The sequence below is a fragment of the Frischella sp. Ac48 genome (genome assembly GCF_019641635.1).
In the GTDB taxonomy this organism is placed as follows: domain Bacteria; phylum Pseudomonadota; class Gammaproteobacteria; order Enterobacterales; family Orbaceae; genus Frischella; species Frischella japonica.
This window is the reverse complement of record NZ_JAETXP010000009.1, coordinates 356,725-378,976: the sequence shown is the minus strand read 5'-3', so window position 1 is coordinate 378,976 and position 22,252 is coordinate 356,725. Positions and strand designations below refer to the sequence as shown.

General features: G+C 35.2%; 15 protein-coding genes. 5 read left to right on the top strand and 10 right to left on the bottom strand.

Features of this window, described 5'->3' with window-relative positions:
* Positions 1-180: 180 nt before the first annotated feature.
* The 4 genes from JMI89_RS06480 to prlC form a co-directional block, all read right to left on the bottom strand.
* Positions 181-1,413, bottom strand: coding sequence for a nucleoside permease (locus JMI89_RS06480; protein ID WP_187754718.1), 1,233 nt, complete (start codon positions 1,411-1,413; stop codon positions 181-183).
* A 75-nt stretch (positions 1,414-1,488) separates the two neighbouring features.
* Complete coding sequence (locus JMI89_RS06475) at positions 1,489-2,307, bottom strand: purine-nucleoside phosphorylase (protein WP_187754717.1); 819 nt, start codon at positions 2,305-2,307, stop codon at positions 1,489-1,491.
* A 189-nt stretch (positions 2,308-2,496) separates the two neighbouring features.
* Positions 2,497-3,213: a class I SAM-dependent methyltransferase gene (locus JMI89_RS06470; RefSeq protein ID WP_187754716.1), complete on the bottom strand. Its 717-nt coding sequence runs from the start codon at positions 3,211-3,213 to the stop codon at positions 2,497-2,499.
* Between the two features lie 30 nt (positions 3,214-3,243).
* On the bottom strand, positions 3,244-5,283 hold the full coding sequence (gene prlC / locus JMI89_RS06465) for an oligopeptidase A (RefSeq protein ID WP_187754715.1): 2,040 nt from the start codon (positions 5,281-5,283) through the stop codon (positions 3,244-3,246).
* Between the two features lie 577 nt (positions 5,284-5,860).
* Between prlC and JMI89_RS06460 the strand changes: the two genes are divergently transcribed.
* Together JMI89_RS06460 and JMI89_RS06455 are read left to right on the top strand one after the other, a co-directional pair.
* Positions 5,861-6,547, top strand: a complete 687-nt coding sequence (locus JMI89_RS06460) for a JAB domain-containing protein (RefSeq protein ID WP_187754714.1) — start codon at positions 5,861-5,863, stop codon at positions 6,545-6,547.
* A gap of 57 nt (positions 6,548-6,604) precedes the next feature.
* A complete protein-coding gene (locus tag JMI89_RS06455; RefSeq protein WP_220679608.1) occupies positions 6,605-9,865 on the top strand; it encodes a hypothetical protein in 3,261 nt (1,086 codons plus the stop codon).
* Positions 9,866-9,935: 70 nt separating this feature from the next.
* Here the strand turns inward: JMI89_RS06455 and JMI89_RS06450 are convergent, their stop codons facing one another.
* Together JMI89_RS06450 and JMI89_RS06445 are read right to left on the bottom strand one after the other, a co-directional pair.
* On the bottom strand, positions 9,936-10,805 hold the full coding sequence (locus JMI89_RS06450) for a co-chaperone YbbN (RefSeq protein WP_187754712.1): 870 nt from the start codon (positions 10,803-10,805) through the stop codon (positions 9,936-9,938).
* A 25-nt stretch (positions 10,806-10,830) separates the two neighbouring features.
* Positions 10,831-11,604 carry an SDR family oxidoreductase gene (locus JMI89_RS06445; RefSeq protein ID WP_220679790.1) on the bottom strand — a complete coding sequence of 258 codons (774 nt, stop codon included), beginning with the start codon at positions 11,602-11,604 and terminating at the stop codon, positions 10,831-10,833.
* A gap of 122 nt (positions 11,605-11,726) precedes the next feature.
* Between JMI89_RS06445 and mtnN the strand changes: the two genes are divergently transcribed.
* The 3 genes from mtnN to JMI89_RS06430 all read left to right on the top strand — a co-directional run bounded on the left by mtnN (position 11,727) and on the right by JMI89_RS06430 (position 15,638).
* A complete protein-coding gene (gene mtnN, locus JMI89_RS06440) occupies positions 11,727-12,425 on the top strand; it encodes a 5'-methylthioadenosine/S-adenosylhomocysteine nucleosidase (protein ID WP_187754711.1) in 699 nt (232 codons plus the stop codon).
* 15 nt (positions 12,426-12,440) lie between these two features.
* Positions 12,441-13,079, top strand: coding sequence for a TRIC cation channel family protein (locus JMI89_RS06435; protein WP_187754710.1), 639 nt, complete (start codon positions 12,441-12,443; stop codon positions 13,077-13,079).
* Between the two features lie 204 nt (positions 13,080-13,283).
* Positions 13,284-15,638, top strand: a complete 2,355-nt coding sequence (locus JMI89_RS06430; protein WP_220679607.1) for a TonB-dependent hemoglobin/transferrin/lactoferrin family receptor — start codon at positions 13,284-13,286, stop codon at positions 15,636-15,638.
* Positions 15,639-16,353: 715 nt separating this feature from the next.
* Here JMI89_RS06430 and plsY read toward each other — a convergent pair.
* The 4 genes from plsY to aroC all read right to left on the bottom strand — a co-directional run bounded on the left by plsY (position 16,354) and on the right by aroC (position 22,211).
* Positions 16,354-16,947, bottom strand: coding sequence for a glycerol-3-phosphate 1-O-acyltransferase PlsY (gene plsY, locus JMI89_RS06425; protein ID WP_220679606.1), 594 nt, complete (start codon positions 16,945-16,947; stop codon positions 16,354-16,356).
* A 72-nt stretch (positions 16,948-17,019) separates the two neighbouring features.
* Positions 17,020-19,851 (bottom strand): excinuclease ABC subunit UvrA, encoded by a 2,832-nt coding sequence (gene uvrA, locus JMI89_RS06420; RefSeq protein WP_370633728.1) that lies wholly within the window; start codon positions 19,849-19,851, stop codon positions 17,020-17,022.
* A gap of 292 nt (positions 19,852-20,143) precedes the next feature.
* Positions 20,144-20,902: a TSUP family transporter gene (locus JMI89_RS06415; protein ID WP_220679604.1), complete on the bottom strand. Its 759-nt coding sequence runs from the start codon at positions 20,900-20,902 to the stop codon at positions 20,144-20,146.
* A gap of 223 nt (positions 20,903-21,125) precedes the next feature.
* Positions 21,126-22,211, bottom strand: a complete 1,086-nt coding sequence (gene aroC, locus JMI89_RS06410) for a chorismate synthase (protein ID WP_220679603.1) — start codon at positions 22,209-22,211, stop codon at positions 21,126-21,128.
* Between the last annotated feature and the right edge of the window lie 41 nt (positions 22,212-22,252).

Below are 22,252 nucleotides of genomic sequence, written 5' to 3'. Positions count from 1 at the left end.
AATTAAATAAAAATTACACGATAAAAGTGATATTGACATTAAGCTATTCAATCGAAATAAAGTTAACGGGTACGCTATTATTACAATGCTATCCCGATTTTTAACCGCAAAACGTTAATATCAGTATTGTTACAATACCGATATTAACGTTAAATAAAAAAATATATTTAATTTGTGATGTTATATAGCGTTAGAATTGGATTTATAATGAAATGTAAAACAGAAAACTACCGCTAAGGCTAACGAATAACCTGCAAAAATCAGCCAAATTGTATGCCAATCTTTTATTCCATCATGGGTAAATATATCAACCACTTTACCGCTGACGATAGCACCTATCATCGCACCAATACCGTTAACGATAGTCATATACAAACCTTGCGCACTCGAGCGAATGGTTGGTGATACCTCTTTTTCAATAAAAATCGATCCAGAAATATTAAAAAAGTCAAAAGCACAGCCGTAAACAATCATGGATAGTATAAGTAAGCCAAATCCAATTGGTGAAGGATCGCCAAAAGCAAATAAACCAAATCGCAACGTCCATGCTAACATACTGATAATCATCACTTTCTTAATACCGAAACGTTGTAAAAAGAAAGGAATAACTAAAATAAATCCTATTTCAGCCATTTGCGATACCGAGAGTAAAATTGCTGAATATTGAACAACTAAACTATCTTGATAAGCTGGGTTAGAACCAAAATCGCGTAAGAACGTACCACCAAACGTATTGGTAATTTGTAAAACCGCACCCAGTAACATAGCAAATAAAAAGAATACGGCCATTGTTGGTTTTTTGAATAACACAAAGGCATCAAGTCCTAACGAAGTGATCCATGACTGACTTGGTTTTTTCGCTAAAGGCACAACAGGAAGCGTCGCTGAATAAATCACCAGCACTAGTGATGCTGCTGATGCCATATATAATTGAACTTTACTAAGTTCAAATTTCATAAGGCTAATTATCCACATTGCTATAATGAAACCTACAGTACCAAAAACCCGAATTTTAGGAAATACGGCTACTGTATCTAATTTTTCTTTGGCTAATGTAATATAACTGATCGAATTCGATAATGCGATTGTTGGCATAAATACCATCATATTTACTAGCATTACTAAAAACATAATCTGTGAATCGGTGACTGATGCCGCATAAAACAATGATATGGCACCAATTAAATGACATAACATATAGAGATATTTAGCAGGTATAAACTTATCAGCAATAATACCAATGATTAATGGAGCAAATATTGCAGCCATTCCTTTTGAACTAAACACTAAGCCAACTTCAGTTCCTGAAAAGCCTAATGTTTTATTCATATAAGCTCCCAGTGTTATCAGCCAACATCCCCAAATAAAATACTGTAAAAATAACATGACTTTTAAGCGGCACTTAATATCCATTATTCTATCCTAGCTGTTATTATATTTTTTGTTGATATTTCCGTGATAGAAATATCAACATAGCAATAATTGACATTAAAATTTAGCAATTGTTTGGGTAACAAGTTTTAAGAATGTCGATTTGACTCTTTCCGCCGTTTCGATCACTTCTTCATGACCTAATGGTTGATCTAAAATGCCACAAGCCATATTAGTTAAACAAGAAATTCCCACCGTTTCAATACCAGAATGGCGGGCAATAATGGCCTCAGGTACGGTCGACATACCAACCGCATCAGCACCAAGAACACGTATCATACGTACTTCGGCCGGAGTTTCGTAAGTAGGACCAGTCCACCAAGCATAAACACCATGGCGTAAGGTGATATGCATTTCTTTAGCTACATCTGCCACAATCGATCGTAATTTTTTGCTATAAACTTCGCTAACATCTAAAAAACGAACGCCAAGTTCTGGATTATTTGGTCCGATAAGTGGGTTATTCGCTGTTAAATTGATATGATCGGTAATTAACATTAAGTCACCTGGCGCAAATTCAGTATTCACTGCCCCACATGCATTGGTTATGATAAGTTTTTCAACACCAAGCATTTTCATTACTCGTACAGGGAACGTAACCTGATCCAAAGTAAATCCTTCGTAATAATGAAAACGACCTTTCATGGCAACAACTTTTTTACCGGCGATTTCACCAATGACTAATTCATTAGCATGCCCCACGGCAGCAGATTGGGCAAAATGAGGAATATTATCGTAAGGAATACGAACAGCATTTTCTAAGGTATCGGCAAAAGGACCAAGACCTGATCCCAATATAATACCAATACTAGGTTTAATATCAGTTAATTTTTGTATATAGTTGACCGCTTCTTGAATATCATTGGTCTTATGCATGGTGTAATTCCTCAAATTATAAAGTTAATTGTAAACAAGACAATTTTCGCTGCAAATTATGGCAGAAAAAAATGCATAACAAAACATTATCTTGTAAAAAACACCAAACTTAATTAATTTTTACTTAGTAAGAGGCAATATTGGGAGATATACATATTGATTACCTAATGTAAGTAACAATAATTACTTTCAATCATTGACGATTGGTGCATAGATATCAAAACGATGACTCTTCGTTTTGATTGAGGAAACAGGTTTTTGCTTATCTAAGTAATCCGCATAATCAGGACGTTTAACCACTACCCGTTTTTTAGCTATATGTCGTGCCAAAGACAATAATCCGTCAGCATCATTATCACTGCCAACCAAATGTTGGAAAACTCGCATCTCTTTTTTAACTAACGCTGTTTTTTGACGATGAGGAAACATAGGGTCTAAATACACAACATCCACTTTTTCAGGCATATTAGTTAGACTATTTAAAATATTATTGTGAAATAACGTCAATAGCTGTTGTAATCTTTCTCCGATTTCATGGTCAAGATAAGCACGTTTTAAACCATCATCTAGCAATGCAACCACTACCGGATGACGTTCAAACATAGTCACATGACAGCCAATAGCGGCTAATACAAAAGCATCTCGCCCAAGTCCAGCGGTAGCATCAAGCACCGTTGGTAAATAATCGCCTTTGATACCAACCGCTTTGGCAATGGCCTCCCCCCTACCACCACCATAGCGCCGGCGATGGGCTGATGCGCCACCAATAAAATCAACGAAAATACCACCTAATTTTGGTTCATCAATTTTAAATAACGTTAAATAACCATTATCATTTGATAATTTAAAAATCTTATCAAGCTGATGTTCAGCCAACCAATGATTAGCTTGTTCAAACAAGTTCATGAATCAAAAGAGTCCTTAATTACTATTCAATTAGGCTTTAATGCCATAATGATGTAATAGTGCATCAAGTTTAGGCTCTCGACCGCGGAAGTTTTTAAATAACACCATCGGCTCATCACTACCACCTTGCGATAAAATATGATCAAGGAAGTCATTTCCCGTTTTAACATTAAAAATACCTTCTTCTTCAAAACGGGAAAACGCATCGGCAGATAAAACTTCAGCCCATAAGTAGCTATAGTAACCAGCAGCATAACCACCTGCAAATATATGATTAAAGGCATGTGGAAATCGTCCCCATTCAACTGTTGGTGTCACGGCAACAAGTTTTCGAACCTGCTGTAACGTTTCCATAATTAATGCCCCTTGTTGAGGTGAATATTCTGCATGTAAACGGAAATCAAATAAGCCAAATTCTAATTGCCGTAAAATAAATAGCGCAGCCTGAAAATTCTTAGCATCCAACATTTTATTTAGCATATCATTAGGTAAAGGTTTACCTGTCTGATAATGTCCTGAAATAAAGGCTAAAGCTTCGGGCTGCCAACACCAATTTTCTAAAAATTGACTTGGTAACTCCACCGCATCCCATGGCACACCATTGATGCCAGCAACTGAAGAGGTTTCGATTTCGGTTAGCATATGGTGTAAACCATGACCAAACTCATGGAATAAAGTAGTCACTTCATTATGGGTAAATAATGCTGGCTTATCATCAACGGGGCGATTAAAATTACAGGTTAAATAAGCAACCGGTTTTTGTAAATGTCCATCGGCAAATCGCATCTGACCAATATAATCATCCATCCATGCACCACCACGCTTATTTTCACGAGCGTATAAGTCTAAGTAAAAACTCGCTTTATATTGACCTTGTTTATCAAATAGATCAAAGAAACGTACTTCAGGAGACCATACTTCAACGCCTTTACGTTCTTTAACGGTAATGCCAAATATACGGTTAACCACCTCGAATAAGCCACTAATAACACGCTCTTCTGGAAAATAAGGGCGCAATTCCTCATCATTTATTGTATATAAGAATTGTTTCTGCTTTTCGCTATAATAACTGATATCCCACGGTTGAATATCACTGGCACCAAAAAACTCATAAGCATAACGTTTAAGCTGGACTAATTCTTCTTCGCCTTGAGGCTTGGCTTTTTCGGCTAAATCGGTTAAGAAAGCAAGCACTTGCTCTGGTCGCTTCGCCATTTTAGTGGCTAAAGATTTATGAGCATAGCTGTCAAATCCCAATAATTGAGCTAATTCATGACGTAACGCTAAAATTTGTTTTATATTATCGGTATTGTCCCATTTATTAGCATTTGGTCCTTGATCTGAAGCGCGTGTAGTATAAGCGTAATACATTTCATAGCGCAAATCCCGGTTATCACAATACATCATCACCGGTATATAGCTTGGCATATCTAATGTCAGTAACCAACCTTCTTGACCTTTAGCTGACGCTTGAGCTTTGGCAGCTGCTAATGCATTTTCTGGTAAGCCAGCTAGTTCATCAGGATTAGTGATCAATTTAGTCCACCCCATTGTGGCATCCAACACATTATTGCTATAGTTTGAAGATAATTCTGATAGTTTAGCGACAATTTCACCATAGCGTTTTTGTTGTGCTTCAGGTAGACCAATACCCGATAATTTAAATTGGAGTAAAGCATCGTTAATAGCTTTCTTTTGCGCCTTGGTTAATTGATTAAATTCCACGCTAGATTTTAATGTTTTATAAGCTTGATAAAGCCCCTTATGTTGACCAAGCCAAGTACTATACTCGGATAATAAAGGTAAACACGTTTCATAAGCTTCTCGCAGTTCTGGGCTATTTTTAACAGAATTTAAATGACTGACTGGCGACCAAACTCGATTAAATTTTTCCTCGGCTTCATCAATGGGTTGAATCAGATTATTCCACGTATAATGATCTTGATTTACTACACGTTCAATTACCTCACGGCAATCACTAATCGTCTGTTTAACAGCCGGCACAACATGTTCAGGTTTAATTTTAGAAAACAACGGCAATTCTGATTGGATTAATAATGGGTTTGTCATGACAATACCTTTATAAAGTATTTTAAAAAGATTACCCTATTATATTGGCTTAAATTTTATAAATTCAAGGGAAATAACAATAATTAATCATTGCAATAATTTATAACGTTCAACGCCATTCTTTTCCTTAGACATAGAAAATAAAATCTATGTTAAATTTTACTTATAACATATTGATTTAATAAATTTATCAAGAGTCATGATAATAATTATGGTTTCATTATGAAATGATATCATCTTGTTCATAAAAAATTGAACCCATCTAATAAAAATTTCCATGTAATCACATATAAACATAAATCTTTTTTACGCAATAATACGATGGAATATAAAAACCCATCGTTAATAAATTATTACTATATAATTACGATTATCGAGAGGCTATATTTTACTACAAAATAATTTAAATCTTGTATTTTACAGTTTTTCTGTTTATATGTTCCAACAATTTGAAAAAATTGATTAAAATTAGAATCCAGATCGCAAAATTATAACCTTGAAAGTAAATTCACTAGCTAACAGTAAACTTACTGCTAAAATGTGTTATATTTTTAAAATACCTTATTTATGGCAAAATATGGAAATAAAATTCGGCAAAAATGATAAAAAGTTTATTGAAGGCACTGAGGATGTCTTTAATATCATGCAAAAAGTATTATTACGTGATGATAAAATCGATAGAGATAAAGAACATTTTTGGATTCTTGGTCTGAATGAAGCAGGATTTATTCTTTATATTGAACTAATTGCTCTAGGTAGTGTACGTGAAGTTCCCGTTGAGCCAATGAATGTGTTTCGGGTTGCGATCATGAAAAATGCAACGCGCCTTATTGCGGTACATAATCATCCATCGGGTCGTTTAACACCTTCCAATGAAGACAGAGATATTACAGATCGCCTTATTCAGGTTGGTAAAATATTAAATATAGCGTTAGTCGATCATTTGATAATTACCCCCGAAAACTATCTGAGTTTTCGACAGATACAATTAATGACAGAATTAGAAAAAAGTTTAAAATATGTACCAAATTACCAAATCGCTAAACAAATCCGAAAACAAGAACAAGCGATAGCAAAACAAAAATTAGCAGTCGAAAAAGATAAAACTAAAGCAGCTAAGGAAGCGGAAAAACGAGCTAAAACCCAAACGACTTTATTAGCAATAGAATTAATTAATAAAGCTGTCGATCAGGAAACGATTGCCAAAATACTGAATATTACAGTAAAACAATTAGAAAAAATACTCAAAGTTACGCCTATATAATAATGAAAACTATATGTATGTTTGATTAAACATAAGAAAAAAGAATAGGATATCAAAATGGATGGAAAAAATATTGACAAAAGAATTCGGCAACTCAAAAAAATCACGCTTAAAGATGGTAAAGCGAGTTACGCACAGGCCCAATCCGAATTGGGTGTCATTTATTACTTTGATAAAGAAGATATCGGACGAGCAGAAAAATATTTTTTAAGCATTAGCAAAGATGATAATGCTAAAGCCTTTGCAAGAGCGCAATTTAATTTAGGAAATATTTATCGAGTTGAAGAAAATAACTTTGATAAAGCAGAATCACATTATTTAAACATAGAAAAAAAAGACAATGCTAAAATATATGCGCAAGCACAGTTTAATTTAGGTAAAATTTACCAGTTTGAGAAAAAAAATCTTGAACTTGCCGAACGCTATTATTTGAATATTAATAAAACCGACTATGCCGAAGCTTATATCAGAGCACAATATAATTTAGCTGAAATTTACCAACTGGAAAAAAATAATCTTGAACTTGCCGAACGCTATTACTTAAAAATAAAGAAAAGCGATAACACACAAACTTATGCCAAAGCACAATTCAATTTAGCTGAAATTTATCAACATGAGAAAAACAACCTTGAATTAGCCGAACAGCATTATTTGAACATAAAGAAAGAAAATAACCTTGAATATTATACTAAAGCACAATTTAGTCTAGGTGAGATTTATCAACTGGAAAAAAATAATCTTGCAATGGCTGAAAAATATTATTCATGCGTGATTAAAGAGGGCGATCCAGAACTTTATGCAAAGGCTCAATTCAATTTAGCACAAATTTGTCTTAATGAGAAAAAAAATTTTCAGCAGGCGGAGCAGCACTATTTAAATATAAGTCAAACAGACGATCCTGAAGCATATGCGTTGGCACAACTAAATTTAGCAGAAATTTATCAATTTGATAAAAAAGATCCTAAACAAGCCGAATTACATTATTTAAATATTAAAAGAGCTGATAATGCTGAAACCTTTGCTAAGGCTCAAATCTACCTAGGGTTTATATACCAATTTGAGAAAAATAATTTTGAACAAGCTAAACGTTATTATTTAAATGTTGAAAAATATGATGACCGCGAAGCTTATGCAAAAGCGCAATTTAATTTGGGTTATATTGAGCAATTTCAAAAAAATAATCTTGAATATGCCGAATTTCATTATTTAAATGTTGCCAAAAATGATGATAGTGAAGCTTATGCAAAAGCACAATTCAACTTAGGTTATATTTATCAGTTTGAAAAAAATGATCTTGAACGAGCGCAATACCATTATTCAAGTGTAACGCAAAATGATGAACCGCAAGCTTATGCAAAATCACAATTTAATTTAGGTATGATATATCAAAATGATAGGAAAGATTTGGCACAAGCTAAACGTCATTATTTAAATGTGGCTCAGCAAGATGATCCTAAAGCCTATACTAAAGCACAATTCGAATTAGCTCAGTTTTATTTTAATGAAGCCGATTATGAGCAAGCTGAAATACACTATCTCAATATAGATCAAACTTATGATCCTAAAATATATATTCAAGCACAATTTAATTTAGGTCAAATCTACCAATTCGAAAAGAATGATTTAGAGCTAGCCCAACAACATTACTTAAATATTGAAAATGGCGTTGATCCGTTAATTTATACTCAAGCACAATTTAATTTGGGCCAAATTTATCAATTTGACAAAAAAAATGTTGCGCTTGCGCTACAACATTACTTAAACATTGATAAAAGTAACGCCTTGATTTACTCCCAAGCACAACTAAATTTAGGTTATATTTTTCAAATAGAGGAAAAAAATCTCGATCAAGCAGAACAGCATTACTTAAACATTGACAAAAATGCTAATAAACAGGCCTTTGAATTAGCTCAATTTTTGTTGGGTGTCATTTATCAAGATAATAAAAATAATCTGCCACAAGCGAGTAAATTTTTTTTAGAATGTTGTCAAAGTGATGATCAACATCTATTTAGTTATATTAATTGCCGATTAGGAGATTGTGTCTATTTTAATAAAAATGTTGTTACTGATTTGAAATCTGCCGAATACTATTATCAGAGCATTCCCTATTCTAATGCCGCATTTCACGGATATTTAACAGCGCAAATTATGTTAGAAGTGATTAAACATAAATCTCAAACTATTTTTGAAGATAAATCTCAACGTGATGAGTTTCTAATCAAACCACTTACTAAAATCAGACAACTGACTTTAGATATTCAACAACAGCTATTGGTTAATTTTAGTTTGGACAAATCGAAAAATGCCCAAGTCATACAACCTGAACGCCAAGTAGCGCATTATACCCGTCCAGATGTATTATTTAGTTTATTAAAACAGCCGAGTGATTTTCGCTTAAATGTGGTTGATTTTATGAGTGATCCAACAGAAAACCGACTTCTCACTAACTGGTTAAATGTTAAAACGGATCCTAATGCTGAAATCAAAAGTTTTCTAGCCAGTTTTTCATTTAATCATAACTCATTAAATCAATTTCGGATTTATGGTAATGAAAATAACATTAATGGTTCTAGTGTTAGTATCATACTTAAGCCGGATTTTTTTGCCAACAATATCGTCAAAGAAATTAATCCCGAAGATTTTTGTCACTTAAGCCAAAATATATCTGCGCTATGTGCAAAAACCACAATGATTACGAATCAAACACCAGATAAAAGCCTCAATATAATAAAAGACAATATTCTTGATACTTTACCATTATTCCGCTGTCTTTATTTTGATCCAAATAATGGTTATCTCAGTATTGCCAAACGAAATAAATTTTCATTTTACATGGAATATCAAGGCTATACGCCAGATGAAATCGACGAAAAATGGCGTCATTATATTCAGGTATTAGATGAAGAAAATAAAATTGCTACGATTCGCAAAAAATTAGAAAAAATTAAAAAAATAATAGATAAAATGAACTCATCGAAGAAATTAAAACAATTGACCAATTTAGATCAACTTATCACCTTGGCTCTCTTACCGATTACTAGCCTAATCAAACATGCCGCATTTGAAGATGAGGATGAATGTCGAGCTATGTATATCACCCATATTGCTGATGAAAAAATTCAAGCACCAAATGAATATGGATTAGCAGATAGCCTATTTATTAATTATGGTAAAGTGGAAGAGTTTATTGCCAAAGTTTATTTAGGGCCACAATGTCAGCCTCACCATAAATTATGGATCACCAACCATTTTAGGAAATCGAAACATAGCAATTCTATGATTAAGGTAGTTCAATCGGAAATGCCATTACGTTAATCTCATAATAATAACAGGGCGATAGTTAATGCGCCCTGTTAAAATATAAATTTAATGATTAACTAATAAATTAATATAGTAAAGTATATAATTTGCGACGATAACTGGCCGCAAGTGGATTACTCGTACCAAGTGCAGCGAGCATATCCAGTAAGGTTTTTTTAAGTTGACCATCGCCCGCATTAAGATCGTTACTTAATGGCTTAAATACTAATTCTAACGCTTCCTCTTGTCGACCAACTTGCATAAATTGAGTGGCTAATTGCGTCAAAAGTTCGATATTATTAGGATCTTGTTGTAAGGCCGCTTGTAATTGCTGAATTTCTGGTGAATTAGCAGCTTGTTCCAGTAATTCAATTTCCGCAATCAAACCATGATAGGTTGAATCTTGGTCTTGTAATGGGATCGTTATTAAAGTTGCTTTGGCGTCATCAAGTTGTTTTAACTCTATTTGTGCTTTAGCTAATAAAAAAGCAATATCACTGCGTGATTTACCTAAATGATCAGTCAGATTTTGCCAAGCTTTTTTCAGTAATGGTAAAGCATCCGCGTAATTTTGTGCTTCAATTAATTGCTTAGCTTCAATCAGTTTCAATTCATCTTCATTTGGTAACACCTTGTCTAATAGAGTTTTAATTGTAGCCTCAGGTTGCGGCCCCTGAAATCCGTCCACCGGTTGTCCATCTTGAAACAAATAGACGGTTGGGATTGCACGCAATCCGAATTGCGCTGCCAGCATTTGCTCTTGATCGCAGTTTAGTTTTGCCAAAATAAAGCGACCTTGATATTCTTTTGCAATACGTTCAAGCGTAGCTGTTAGTTCTTGACACTGATTACTACGCTCAGACCAAAAATAAAACATTACTGGTAGTTCAGTTGATTGTTGCAAAATTTGTTGAATATTTTGCTCGTTAACTTCGAAAATGAATGAGGTTTGCATCGTTTTTTCCATCAATAATTAAACACTATTTCGTCACTAAGATTTTATCCATTAGTTTATCAGGTAGTACACGTTTAGCAATGGCAGCTAATTTTGTTACCATTGTGACCCGATAACGAACTTTAGGCGATCGGCTTTCCAGAGCATGATAAAGTTTAGGTAAGATTGCTTCTGGTGATAAAGTGAATCGTTTTGCAATTGGCGGATTATTCACAGTATGATTATGTTCTACTTGTTGAACATTAGCTTTAAAATCAGTCGTTAACGGGCCCGGCTCAATTAAACACACTTTCACATTATTTGAGGCCAATTCTAAACGCATTACATCTGACCAAGCTTCTAAGGCATATTTACTAGCACTGTAGGCGCCTCGCCTAGGAGTAGCAATAAAGCCAACAATTGAGCTAGTTTGAATAATACGCCCACCTCCATGTGCCTCAATGGCCGGTAAAAGTAATTGTGTTAATTGGTGTACCGCAAAAAAATTAGTTGAAAATTGTTGTTCCAACTGTTGTCGACTGATTGCTGATAATTTACCATAAACACCATAACCTGCATTATTGAATAACGCATACAGATTATTATCCGTTAAGGCTAATACTTGTTGGGCGGCTTGTGTGACCGACTGAGGATCATCTAAATCTAGCAAAACCGATTCAAATCCTAAAGCCACCAAGCGTTCAACATCGTGCGGTTTACGGCAAGATGTAATAACGCGGTAACCTCTGGCTTTTAATGCATTAGCGGCTAAAAAACCTATGCCACTGGAGCAACCGGTTATAAAAATGGATTTCATGATTGAATATTCCTTCATTTAATTAAGCGTATCAATCAGCTTTCATATTGTAAATTTGTAATTAACTGCTTATCATAACATAACCAATTATTTAATAATATTTTCTCATTACGAAAAAGGTTAATATGAAAATTGCAATTATTGCTGCAATGGCAGAAGAAGTCGCTATTTTGAAAACCAAAATTATCGACTGCCAAATCGAAAATATTCAGGGTTTTGAATTCTTAACCGGTCAAATTCAAGGCTGTGATATAGTATTATTACAAAGTGGTATCGGTAAAGTTGCTGCTGCTACGGCAACCACTTTATTATTAGATCGTTACGAAGTCGATGCTGTGATTAATACAGGCTCAGCAGGTGGTACTGATCGACGTCTTAAAATTGGTGATGTTGTGGTTTCTACCCAAGCAGCTTATCATGATGTTAACTTAACCCCATTTGGCTACAAGCCCGGACAAATGGCTGGTTGCCCCATTACCTTTACTACTGATGATAACTTACGTCATATCGCTAAACAAGCGATTGAAGCACAAGGTGTAAATGCTGTTGAAGGAATGATTGCCAGTGGCGACAGTTTTATTAATGGTGAGCAAGCAATAGCAACAATCAAAAATCTATTCCCTGAAACTATCGCCGTTGAAATGGAAGCCGCTGCCATTGCGCATGTGTGTTGGTTATTTTCGATTCCTTTCATTGTGGTAAGAGCCATTTCTGATAATGGTGATAAAGCCTCAGCGGTAAACTTTGAAGAATTTTTACCTCTCGCTGCTAAACAATCCTCTTTGATTGTTGAAACAATGTTACAACATCTAGCCGAAAAATAATGATTGTTTGATAATATGAATTATATTTTTTGGTGTGATATTTTAGGTACAATTGTCTTTGCAATTTCTGGTGTGCTGTTAGCTGCGAAAAAAGAGATGGATCCAATTGGTGCTTTAGTTTTAGGAGTGATAACGGCGATAGGTGGTGGCACAATTCGCGATATCATTTTAAATAATGGTCCCATTTTTTGGATCACCGATTCAACCGATCTATGGGTTGCGATCATTACCTCATTAGTGTCTATGCTATTTATACGCTATTCTTGCTATGATAAATATCCCAAGTGGTTGATGCCAGTATTAGACGCTATCGGTTTAGCGGTATTTGTTGGGATTGGCGTAAATAAAGCGGTTGCTTCGCAAGTAAATCAGCTTGTTATGATCTGTATGGGAGTACTAACTGGTGTTGGCGGTGGTATCTTACGTGATGTACTGGCACGTGATATACCTATGGTATTTCGTACTGATATCTATGCCACGGCTTGCTTAATCGGTGGCACTATTCATGCGGTTTCTTATTGCTATTTGAATTTATCAATAGAAACCGCTACTTTATTCGGCATAGTCACTACTTTAACGATTCGGTTATTAGCGATCTATTGCAAATTAAAATTACCAGCTATTTGTATTAAAACGAGTAAGTTTAATGAATAATCAAGTTAATCAATCAAAGAGGATTAGGTATCCTCTTGGTAATTTCTTCATCATTTCGTTAAAAAAAACAAAAAAATTTCATTTTTTTCTTTCTATTAATAATTAGACAACATATACTGCCAAACCTTATTAATTGATAATGATTATCATTAACTTGTGATTTACAAGTTGGCTACTATTTTAATCATAATGAAAGGAATAAATATGCATTTTAAAAAGACAGGTATCTTACTGCTTTTCCTTGGTTTTACGAGCCATGCACAGCAATCGACCGTCATGGAGAATGAGCAACAAAATACAGAAGAAGAACAATCGTCACATACTAATAATGGCTCAAGATCAAAACAAACTAAAAGTAATAAAGAAGTTGAAGATGTAATGACGGTTATTGCCGATACAACATCAGCCGAGCAATTAAAAAAGATGAATAGCATAATAGCAGGACGCTCAACGCTGTCTTTAGGTTTAATCGAACAAAAACAGGCTGATAACGTCGCTGAATTATTAAATACTTTGCCTGGGGTTAGCACAGCCGGATCGGTTAGACCTGGAGGACAATCGATCAATATCTGGGGATTTAGTAAAGTCGAAGATGTCAAAATTATTGTTGATGGTGCACATAAAGGCTTTCAAAAATATCAACAAGGGTCAATTTTTGTTGAACCTGAGTTACTCAAACAAGTTGAAGTGAATAAAGGTCCTCATGACGTCAAGTTTGGGAATGGTGGATTTGGTGGGGTCATTAGAATGGAAACTAAAGATGCTATTGATTTACTTGGACCTAATCGATTATTAGGTGGAATGATTAAACACAGCTTTCATTCTAATAATCATCAAAACTTAGTCACCGGTGCGATTTATGGTAGAACAGAAGATGATCTCTTGGATGGGCTCATTTATTATACCAAGCGTAATAGTGGTAATTTTAAACGTCCCGATGGAAGTCGATTTATGTTTTCAGAAGATGATATGGATAGCTATATGGGAAAATTGAATTTTCGACCAAATGAAGAACATACCTTCACCATATCGGGATTAAGATCAAAACGCGATTCATGGCAACCATGGGCTGCAAAATTTGTTGAAAAAATGACACCACCTACCGCTCAACAAATCCAAAGATACGGCTATAAAGGTGCCTGGTTAAGAAAGTTAGTAAAACGTGATCAAACCGATAGTTCAGCACAATTCAAATGGAATTATCAACCTACATATAATCCATTTATTGATTTAACTTTTCATACCACATATTCAAAAACGAAACAGCATGATACTCGCCCTAAAAAATACAATCCAGTTGCATCATTAGGTACTATGGGAAATGAGAGTTGGGTCAGTTACACTGATAAAACATTTGAGTTGGAAAATATCAGTACTTTTGATACCGGTATTTTAGACCACAAATTATTAATTGGAACGCAAATCCATTTACATGATCGTGACACATTAATGTACTATGAACGATACAAAAACAATCCTAATTATAATAACGGTTATTTCCAACCTGCTTACATGCCATCAGGTACACAACAAACTTATAGTTTTTATATCGAAGATCAACTGTCGATTGCTAATTTAGTGTTAACACCAAGTTTGCGTTATGATTATGTACGTAATCATGGTAAAAAAAATTACGCTCAAGCTTACAATGATCCTGATCCTCGCTTTGGTCATGACTATTCACCCGTTAGCTATTCTGGTTGGACACCGCGTTTTGGTAGTTACTGGCAAGCAACCAATAATCTTGGCTTTTTCGGCGATATTAGTTATGCCTGGCGCGCACCAACTGTTGATGAAAGTTATGAGGTACAATTTACACCAAGTAACGGTGGTTCAGGTAAAATTAGTGCCACAAGTCGACATTTAGATAAAGAACGTGATTTATCATTTAGAATAGGTAACATGTTAGATTTTAATAATATATTTTCATACGATGATAAATTACAAATTAGAACAACGCTATTTAAACAACGTGTCAGCAATGAAATCTTTATTACCCGTGGTTTTAATGGAACCATTTGTGGTCCAGGTCGACAATGTCCACTAGGTCAATCTAATTACCATAATATTCCCGGTAAAAAGATAATTAAAGGATTAGAGTTTGAAACATATTATGATAGTCGATATTGGTTTGCTAGCGCGACTTATTCGATTCAAAAAGGTGAACGTGATACCGCACCACAAGCACCATGGATAAATAATAAGACTTATGTGGCAACCATTGCACCACGCACAGCAACATTAACTACCGGTTTTAAAATACCCTCTTGGAATATAAAAGCAGGATGGAATGCTCAATTTGTTCGTAAACAAGATCGAACGGGTAAAGAAGATCGCAATCATGATGGTATTAGCGATTTAGGCGCTTACGCATTAGGACCTTCGTCTGGTTATACCTTACATAATTTATTTGCTACTTGGCAACCTACTTATACGCCAAGGGCAGAAATTCAGTTTGCTGTAGATAATTTATTTAATAAAGATTATCGACTTTATTTAGGTGAAAATACTTATGGAATGGGCCGCAATATAAAAGCGAGTATCATCGTTAAATTTTAAGGATTGGGCTAACGTTAACCAATAAAACCGACTTGCTAACGCAAGGATTAATGAGTAATTTTCTTTTTTACCATCATGATTGTTTCAGGTATTTACAGCAGCAGTGTGATATTAAACATGTTACTCATGGCCGAATTAAGGGGCGTAAGCGAGTCTCACACCCCAAACCACTAGCGCTCCACCACAACGTGACTTCTTTTGTTCACAATAAGACTTACCACGCGTTTGGTTGATCCGCTATACACCCACAGCTTATTCGGCATCCCTGCCGAATATTCTATGATAATCGCTTCACTCAATTATCATTACGCAGGAAAGCTAAACAGCATTATTTAATTAACAGATTGATAATTTGAAACATCACTAGGTACTTCTCAATCTCCGCCTGAACAACAGAAAACGGTAGCCAGGAATTTTGTTTACAAACCTTCAGGTTGTCTGAGCACCCTCAACCGTATATTGTGCCGTTGCTTGAAAATGGAAATGCATAGCGGATTTATCATGAAAGCATCGGTACACAATTATTAACAATAGCAGTGAGTTTGCAAGTTAAGAAACGTGTTTCTTAAACTATAGGGGCGGACATGAATAGTAGAAGTACAACATTAATATTTATTAATGCCCTGATTAAAGACTGGTCAGCCTTCAATGTATTTCGCTCAACTAAGAGCAAATTAGACATTAGTTATACATAATTATCATTTACTACAATACCCTATTTCTTCATAGGAAAAACAACTTTAGGTTCTAACCCCTTTGAGAGTCGCACCATATTACTATGATGTTTAATCAACACTAAACAAGATAACATGGCTACAGGCATTGTGAATTCGGGACGAATGAACCAGACATAAAGCGGAGCAAGTAAAAAACTGATAATTGCCGCCACTGATGCATAACCGGTAATAAGAACAGTTGTAATCCAAGTTGCAATAAATAGCCCGGTAAAATCAAAACCAATCATCATCATTGAGCCTAATGCGGTTGCAACACCTTTACCACCACGAAAATGATAAAAACACGGAAAAATATGCCCTAAACAAGCAACAATAGCAATAATTCCTAAATAAAATGATGGTATCGTTAACCGATAAGCAATATAAACCGGTAATAATCCTTTTAACATATCAAAGATTAGCACGAACAGTGCAGGTAACTTGCCATTGACACGTAACATATTGGTCGCCCCTGGATTATGTGAACCATAATCACGAGGATTTCGCAAATGCATTAGCTCGCTGACAATAAATGCCCCTGATAAAGAACCACATAAATAGGCAACAATTATCATTACCGTAATTAATAGCAATAATTTTTCCTCTTCCGTTATTACATTTATTGTATTTAAGTTAAAAAACTCATTAACTTTAGGTTAACTTTACTATTTTGCTAATATCGGTTTTAAATAAATGCCCGTATAAGAGTTTTTACATTTTGCAACGTCTTCTGGTGTTCCTTCAGCAACAATCTCACCCCCACCACTTCCACCTTCTGGACCAAGATCGACAATCCAATCGGCAGTTTTAATTACATCTAAATTATGTTCGATAACCACAATAGTATTACCGCGATCTCTGAGTAGATGCAATTGATTAAGTAATTGTTTTACATCCGCAAAATGTAATCCCGTCGTAGGTTCATCAAGGATATATAGCGTTTTGCCTGTATCGCGCTTAGAGAGCTCTTTAGAAAGTTTGACGCGTTGCGCTTCACCACCTGATAAAGTGGTAGCTGATTGACCAATGGTAATATAGGCTAAACCGACATCCACTAAGGTTTGCAATTTACGAGCGATCATAGGCACAGCATCAAAAAATTCTCGACCTTCCTCAACGGTCATATCAAGTATTTCATTGATCGATTTACCTTTATATTTGATTTCTAATGTTTCACGATTGTAACGTTTACCGTGACACTGATCACAAGCTACATAGATATCTGGTAAGAAATGCATTTCAACTTTAATTAAACCATCACCCTGACAAGCTTCACAGCGCCCACCTTTAACATTAAAACTAAAACGCCCAGGATTATAACCACGAGCTCGTGATTCAGGTACACCCGCGTAAAGCTCACGAATCGCAGTAAAAAAACCGGTGTAAGTTGCTGGATTAGAACGCGGAGTACGACCAATCGGACTTTGATCAATTGCAATAACTTTATCAAAATACTCAAGTCCATTAATAGCTTTATAAGGAGCAATATCGCTTTTTTCTGCTCGATTTAACTCATTCTGGGCTAAAGGATAAAGCGTATCATTAATTAATGTTGATTTACCCGAACCCGATACACCAGTAATACAGGTAAATAGACCCACTGGAATATTTAAGGTAACATTTTTTAAATTATTTCCAGTTGCTCCAATCAAAGATAATATTTTCTTTTTATCGATTTTGGTTCGCTTTGCTGGTACAGCAATTTTTTGTTTACCGACTAAATATTGCCCTGTGATCGAGTTTGAATTTGCCATCACTTGTGCAGGCGTACCTTGCGCTACAATTTCACCACCATGAACGCCAGCTCCCGGACCAATATCAATGAGATAGTCAGCCGCTAACATAGCTTCTTCATCATGCTCAACAACAATTACTGTATTACCTAAATCACGTAAATGGGTTAAGGTATCAATTAATTTAGAATTATCACGTTGATGAAGACCAATTGAGGGTTCATCTAAAACATACATTACACCTACCAATCCGGCACCAATTTGACTGGCAAGCCGGATCCGTTGTGCTTCTCCGCCTGATAGTGTTTCTGCAGAACGTGATAAATTTAAATAATTGAGACCAACATTAATTAAAAATTGTAATCGTTCATTGATTTCTTTAAGAATTTTATCAGCAATTTGCGCCTTTTGACCCGTTAACGTTAACGAATCAAAAAAACCTTTAGCATTTTGAATACTCAATTCAGTGATAGTCGGTAAATTAGTATCATTGATAAAGACATTACGTGCCTCTGTTCGTAAACGTGAACCATGACAACTAGCGCATGAGCGGTGACTGATATATTTTGCCAGCTCTTCACGTATTGTTTGTGAATCAGTCTCTTTGTAACGGCGGCTTAAATTATTTAAAATCCCTTCAAAAGGGTGCTTACGGATAACCGAATCCCCCCGATCATTAGTATAGACAAATTGAATTGCTTCTCCATTTGAGCCATTCATAATAATATCTTGAATCTGTTCGGGAATCTCATTGAATGGTAAATCGATATCAAAATGATAATGCTCGGCTAGCGATTTAAGCATTTGAAAATAATAAAAATTACGGCGATCCCAACCCTTTATTGCTCCAGCTGCTAAGGATACTTCAGGCATTTGTACAATCCGTTTGGGATCAAAAAACTGTTGAACACCTAAACCATCACACTCAGGACAAGCCCCTGCTGGATTATTAAATGAGAATAAGCGAGGTTCTAGTTCAGGTAAACTGTAACCACAAATTGGACAGGCAAAATTTGCAGATAAAATAAGTTCCTGGCTGCTTGAATCATCTATGTTAGCAACTTTTACTATACCATTGGTAATGGCTAATGTGGTTTCGATCGATTCAGCTAACCGTAATTTAAGATCATCGCGAATTCGGAAACGATCGACCACGACTTCAATAGTATGTTTCTTTTGCAATTCTAATTGCGGTGGTTCAGACAGATCATAAATATCACCATCAACACGAACACGGGTGTAGCCACTTGCGGCAAGTTGTTCAAATAATTTAACAAATTCACCCTTTCGTTCAGTAATCACTGGAGCCAAAAGCATATAGCGATTTTCAGATGGTGGCAGAGCCATAATGCTATCAACCATTTGCGATACAGTTTGGGCCGCAAGTGGTAAATGATGAATTGGGCAACGTGGTTCACCAATGCGCGCATATAATAAACGCAAATAATCATAAATTTCCGTTATTGTGCCAACCGTAGAACGAGGATTGTGTGAAGTTGATTTCTGTTCAATTGAAATCGCTGGCGATAAACCTTCAATGTGATCAACATCTGGTTTTTCCATTAAGGATAAAAATTGCCTTGCATAAGCAGATAATGACTCAACATAACGACGTTGACCTTCAGCATATAAGGTATCAAATGCTAAGGATGATTTACCTGAACCAGATAATCCAGTAATAACGACTAATTTATCTCGGGGAATGGTTACATTTATATTTTTAAGATTGTGCGTTCTGGCACCACGAATTTCAATATCTTTGATTGACATGTATCTCTTCTTTATCAACGCTGAAACTAAAAAGTTTTAAACAAAAATGTTCACTTAAATTTGCTTACTATATCAGTAATTGTGAGAAAAATATATCAATTATATGCAGATTTCAATATGAAAGAAATGTGACATAACCTAATGAATTATAAATATTTATTTATAATATATATGAAATGAATTTTCACTATTCTCAATAAAATAAATAGTATTATCACAAACAAAATTATTTAATTGAAAAGTAAAAATATTTTTTATTCAACTAAATAGAAACAGATAACAATCATCAAAAAAAGTTTTCCCAAATTAATTTAATACTCATCACACTAGAAACAATAATCAGCATGGGACGAATTAATTTTTTACCTTTAGAGATGACCATTTTAGCGCCTAATCTCGCACCAATAAACTGTCCAATCAACATTATTAACCCAATAATCCAAAAGACTTTACCACTAAAAATAAAAAAAACCAATCCTGCTAAATTAGAGGTAAAATTAAGAACTTTAGTATGCGCGGTTGCTTTAGTAAGATTGAATCCGGCTAAAGTCACATACGCTAAAGCATAAAATGATCCAGCACCAGGTCCAAAAAAGCCATCATAAAAACCAATCACCATTGCGGCTAAAATAGCAAATTGTAATTCTGATAATCTTCGTTTACGATCTTGTTCTCCAATCTTCGGACAAAACAGAAAATAGAGACCAACACTTATGGTTAAAATTGGTAATAAAATACGTAAATATTCAGCATTAATATTAAGAATTAAGAAACTGCCAAATAGCGAACCAATAAAAGCGAGTGCTATGGATAATTTTATATCGTGTAAATCAACCATACGTCGACGAACAAAATAAAGACTTGCGGAAAAAGAGCCACCACAACTTTGTAATTTATTCGTCGCTAACGCATTTGCTGGAGGAATCCCCACTGCGAGTAAAGCTGGAACTGTAAGTAGTCCTCCACCACCAGCAATTGAATCAATGAATCCGGCAACTAAAGCCACGGCAAATAAAAGGGTGAGTAATTCGTAGCTTATTTCCATTACCTCTCTCCATCATTTAATGTACAAGTTTGAGCCTTAAATAAATATAAATAGCAATACCAATAACAGTCAAAATACCGATTAGAAATCCCATTGCGTAATAAGATAGCTCAGCTAATTTTCCATTAAATAAAAACCGATCAATTAAAATGCTAATCACTAAAAACAGACTTAAAAAACAAATAAAATAGGATTCAAATTCATATAGCGGCATAAATTTTTCTTATTTAAAGTAATTAATAGCATCAACATCATTACACTGCGCTCTATGCCGCAAATAATGATCCATAAGTGTAATCGCCATCATTGCTTCAGCAATCGGCACTGATCGAATCCCAACACACGGATCATGACGCCCATGAGTTGACACATCAACGTCTTTGCCATATTTATCAATTGATTTGCCTACAATTTCAATACTCGGTGTTGCTTTTAAAGCAATATTTGCACAGATTATTTGACCAGAACTAATTCCACCTAAAATACCGCCGGCATGATTAGATAGGAATCCCGCCGAAGTTATTTCATCGCGATTTTGACTTCCTCGCCGAGTAACAGCGGCAAATCCATCACCAATTTCCACACCTTTAACGGCATTAATGCTCATTAAGGCATGTGCTAAATCGGCATCTAACCGATCAAACACGGGCTCCCCTAAACCAACAGGAACATTTTCCGCCACGATTGTCACCTTAGCACCAATAGAATCGCCGGTTTTTTTCAATTCTCGTAATAATTCATCTAGCTGTAATAACTTCTCTTCATCAGCACAGAAAAACGGATTTTGTGATACTTGTTGCCAATCTTTAAATTCGCATTGTATGTCGCCCATTTGGGCTAAATAACCACGAATCGTAATCCCACATTTTTCAAATAGATATTTTTTGGCTATAGCACCAGCAGCTACTCGCATTGCCGTTTCACGGGCCGATGCACGCCCCCCACCACGATAATCACGCACGCCATATTTTTGTTGATAGGTATAATCGGCATGGCTGGGACGAAATATATCTTTAATACGGCTATAATCTTGTGAACGTTGATCAGTGTTTTCGATTAATAGACCGATACTGGTACCAGTCGTTTTACCTTCGAATACACCCGATAAAATCTTCACCTGATCCGCTTCTCGGCGTTGGGTGGTATAACGTGAAGTGCCGGGTTTACGCCGATCTAAATCGTGTTGCAGATCCGACTCCGCCAAATCTAATCCTGGTGGTACTCCATCAACAATGCAACCTAATGCTAATCCGTGCGACTCACCAAATGTTGTGACTTTAAAGAGTTTGCCTATTGAGTTTCCTGCCATAATTAACCTTTTATCGGTAAATAATTTTATACTGAAAAATA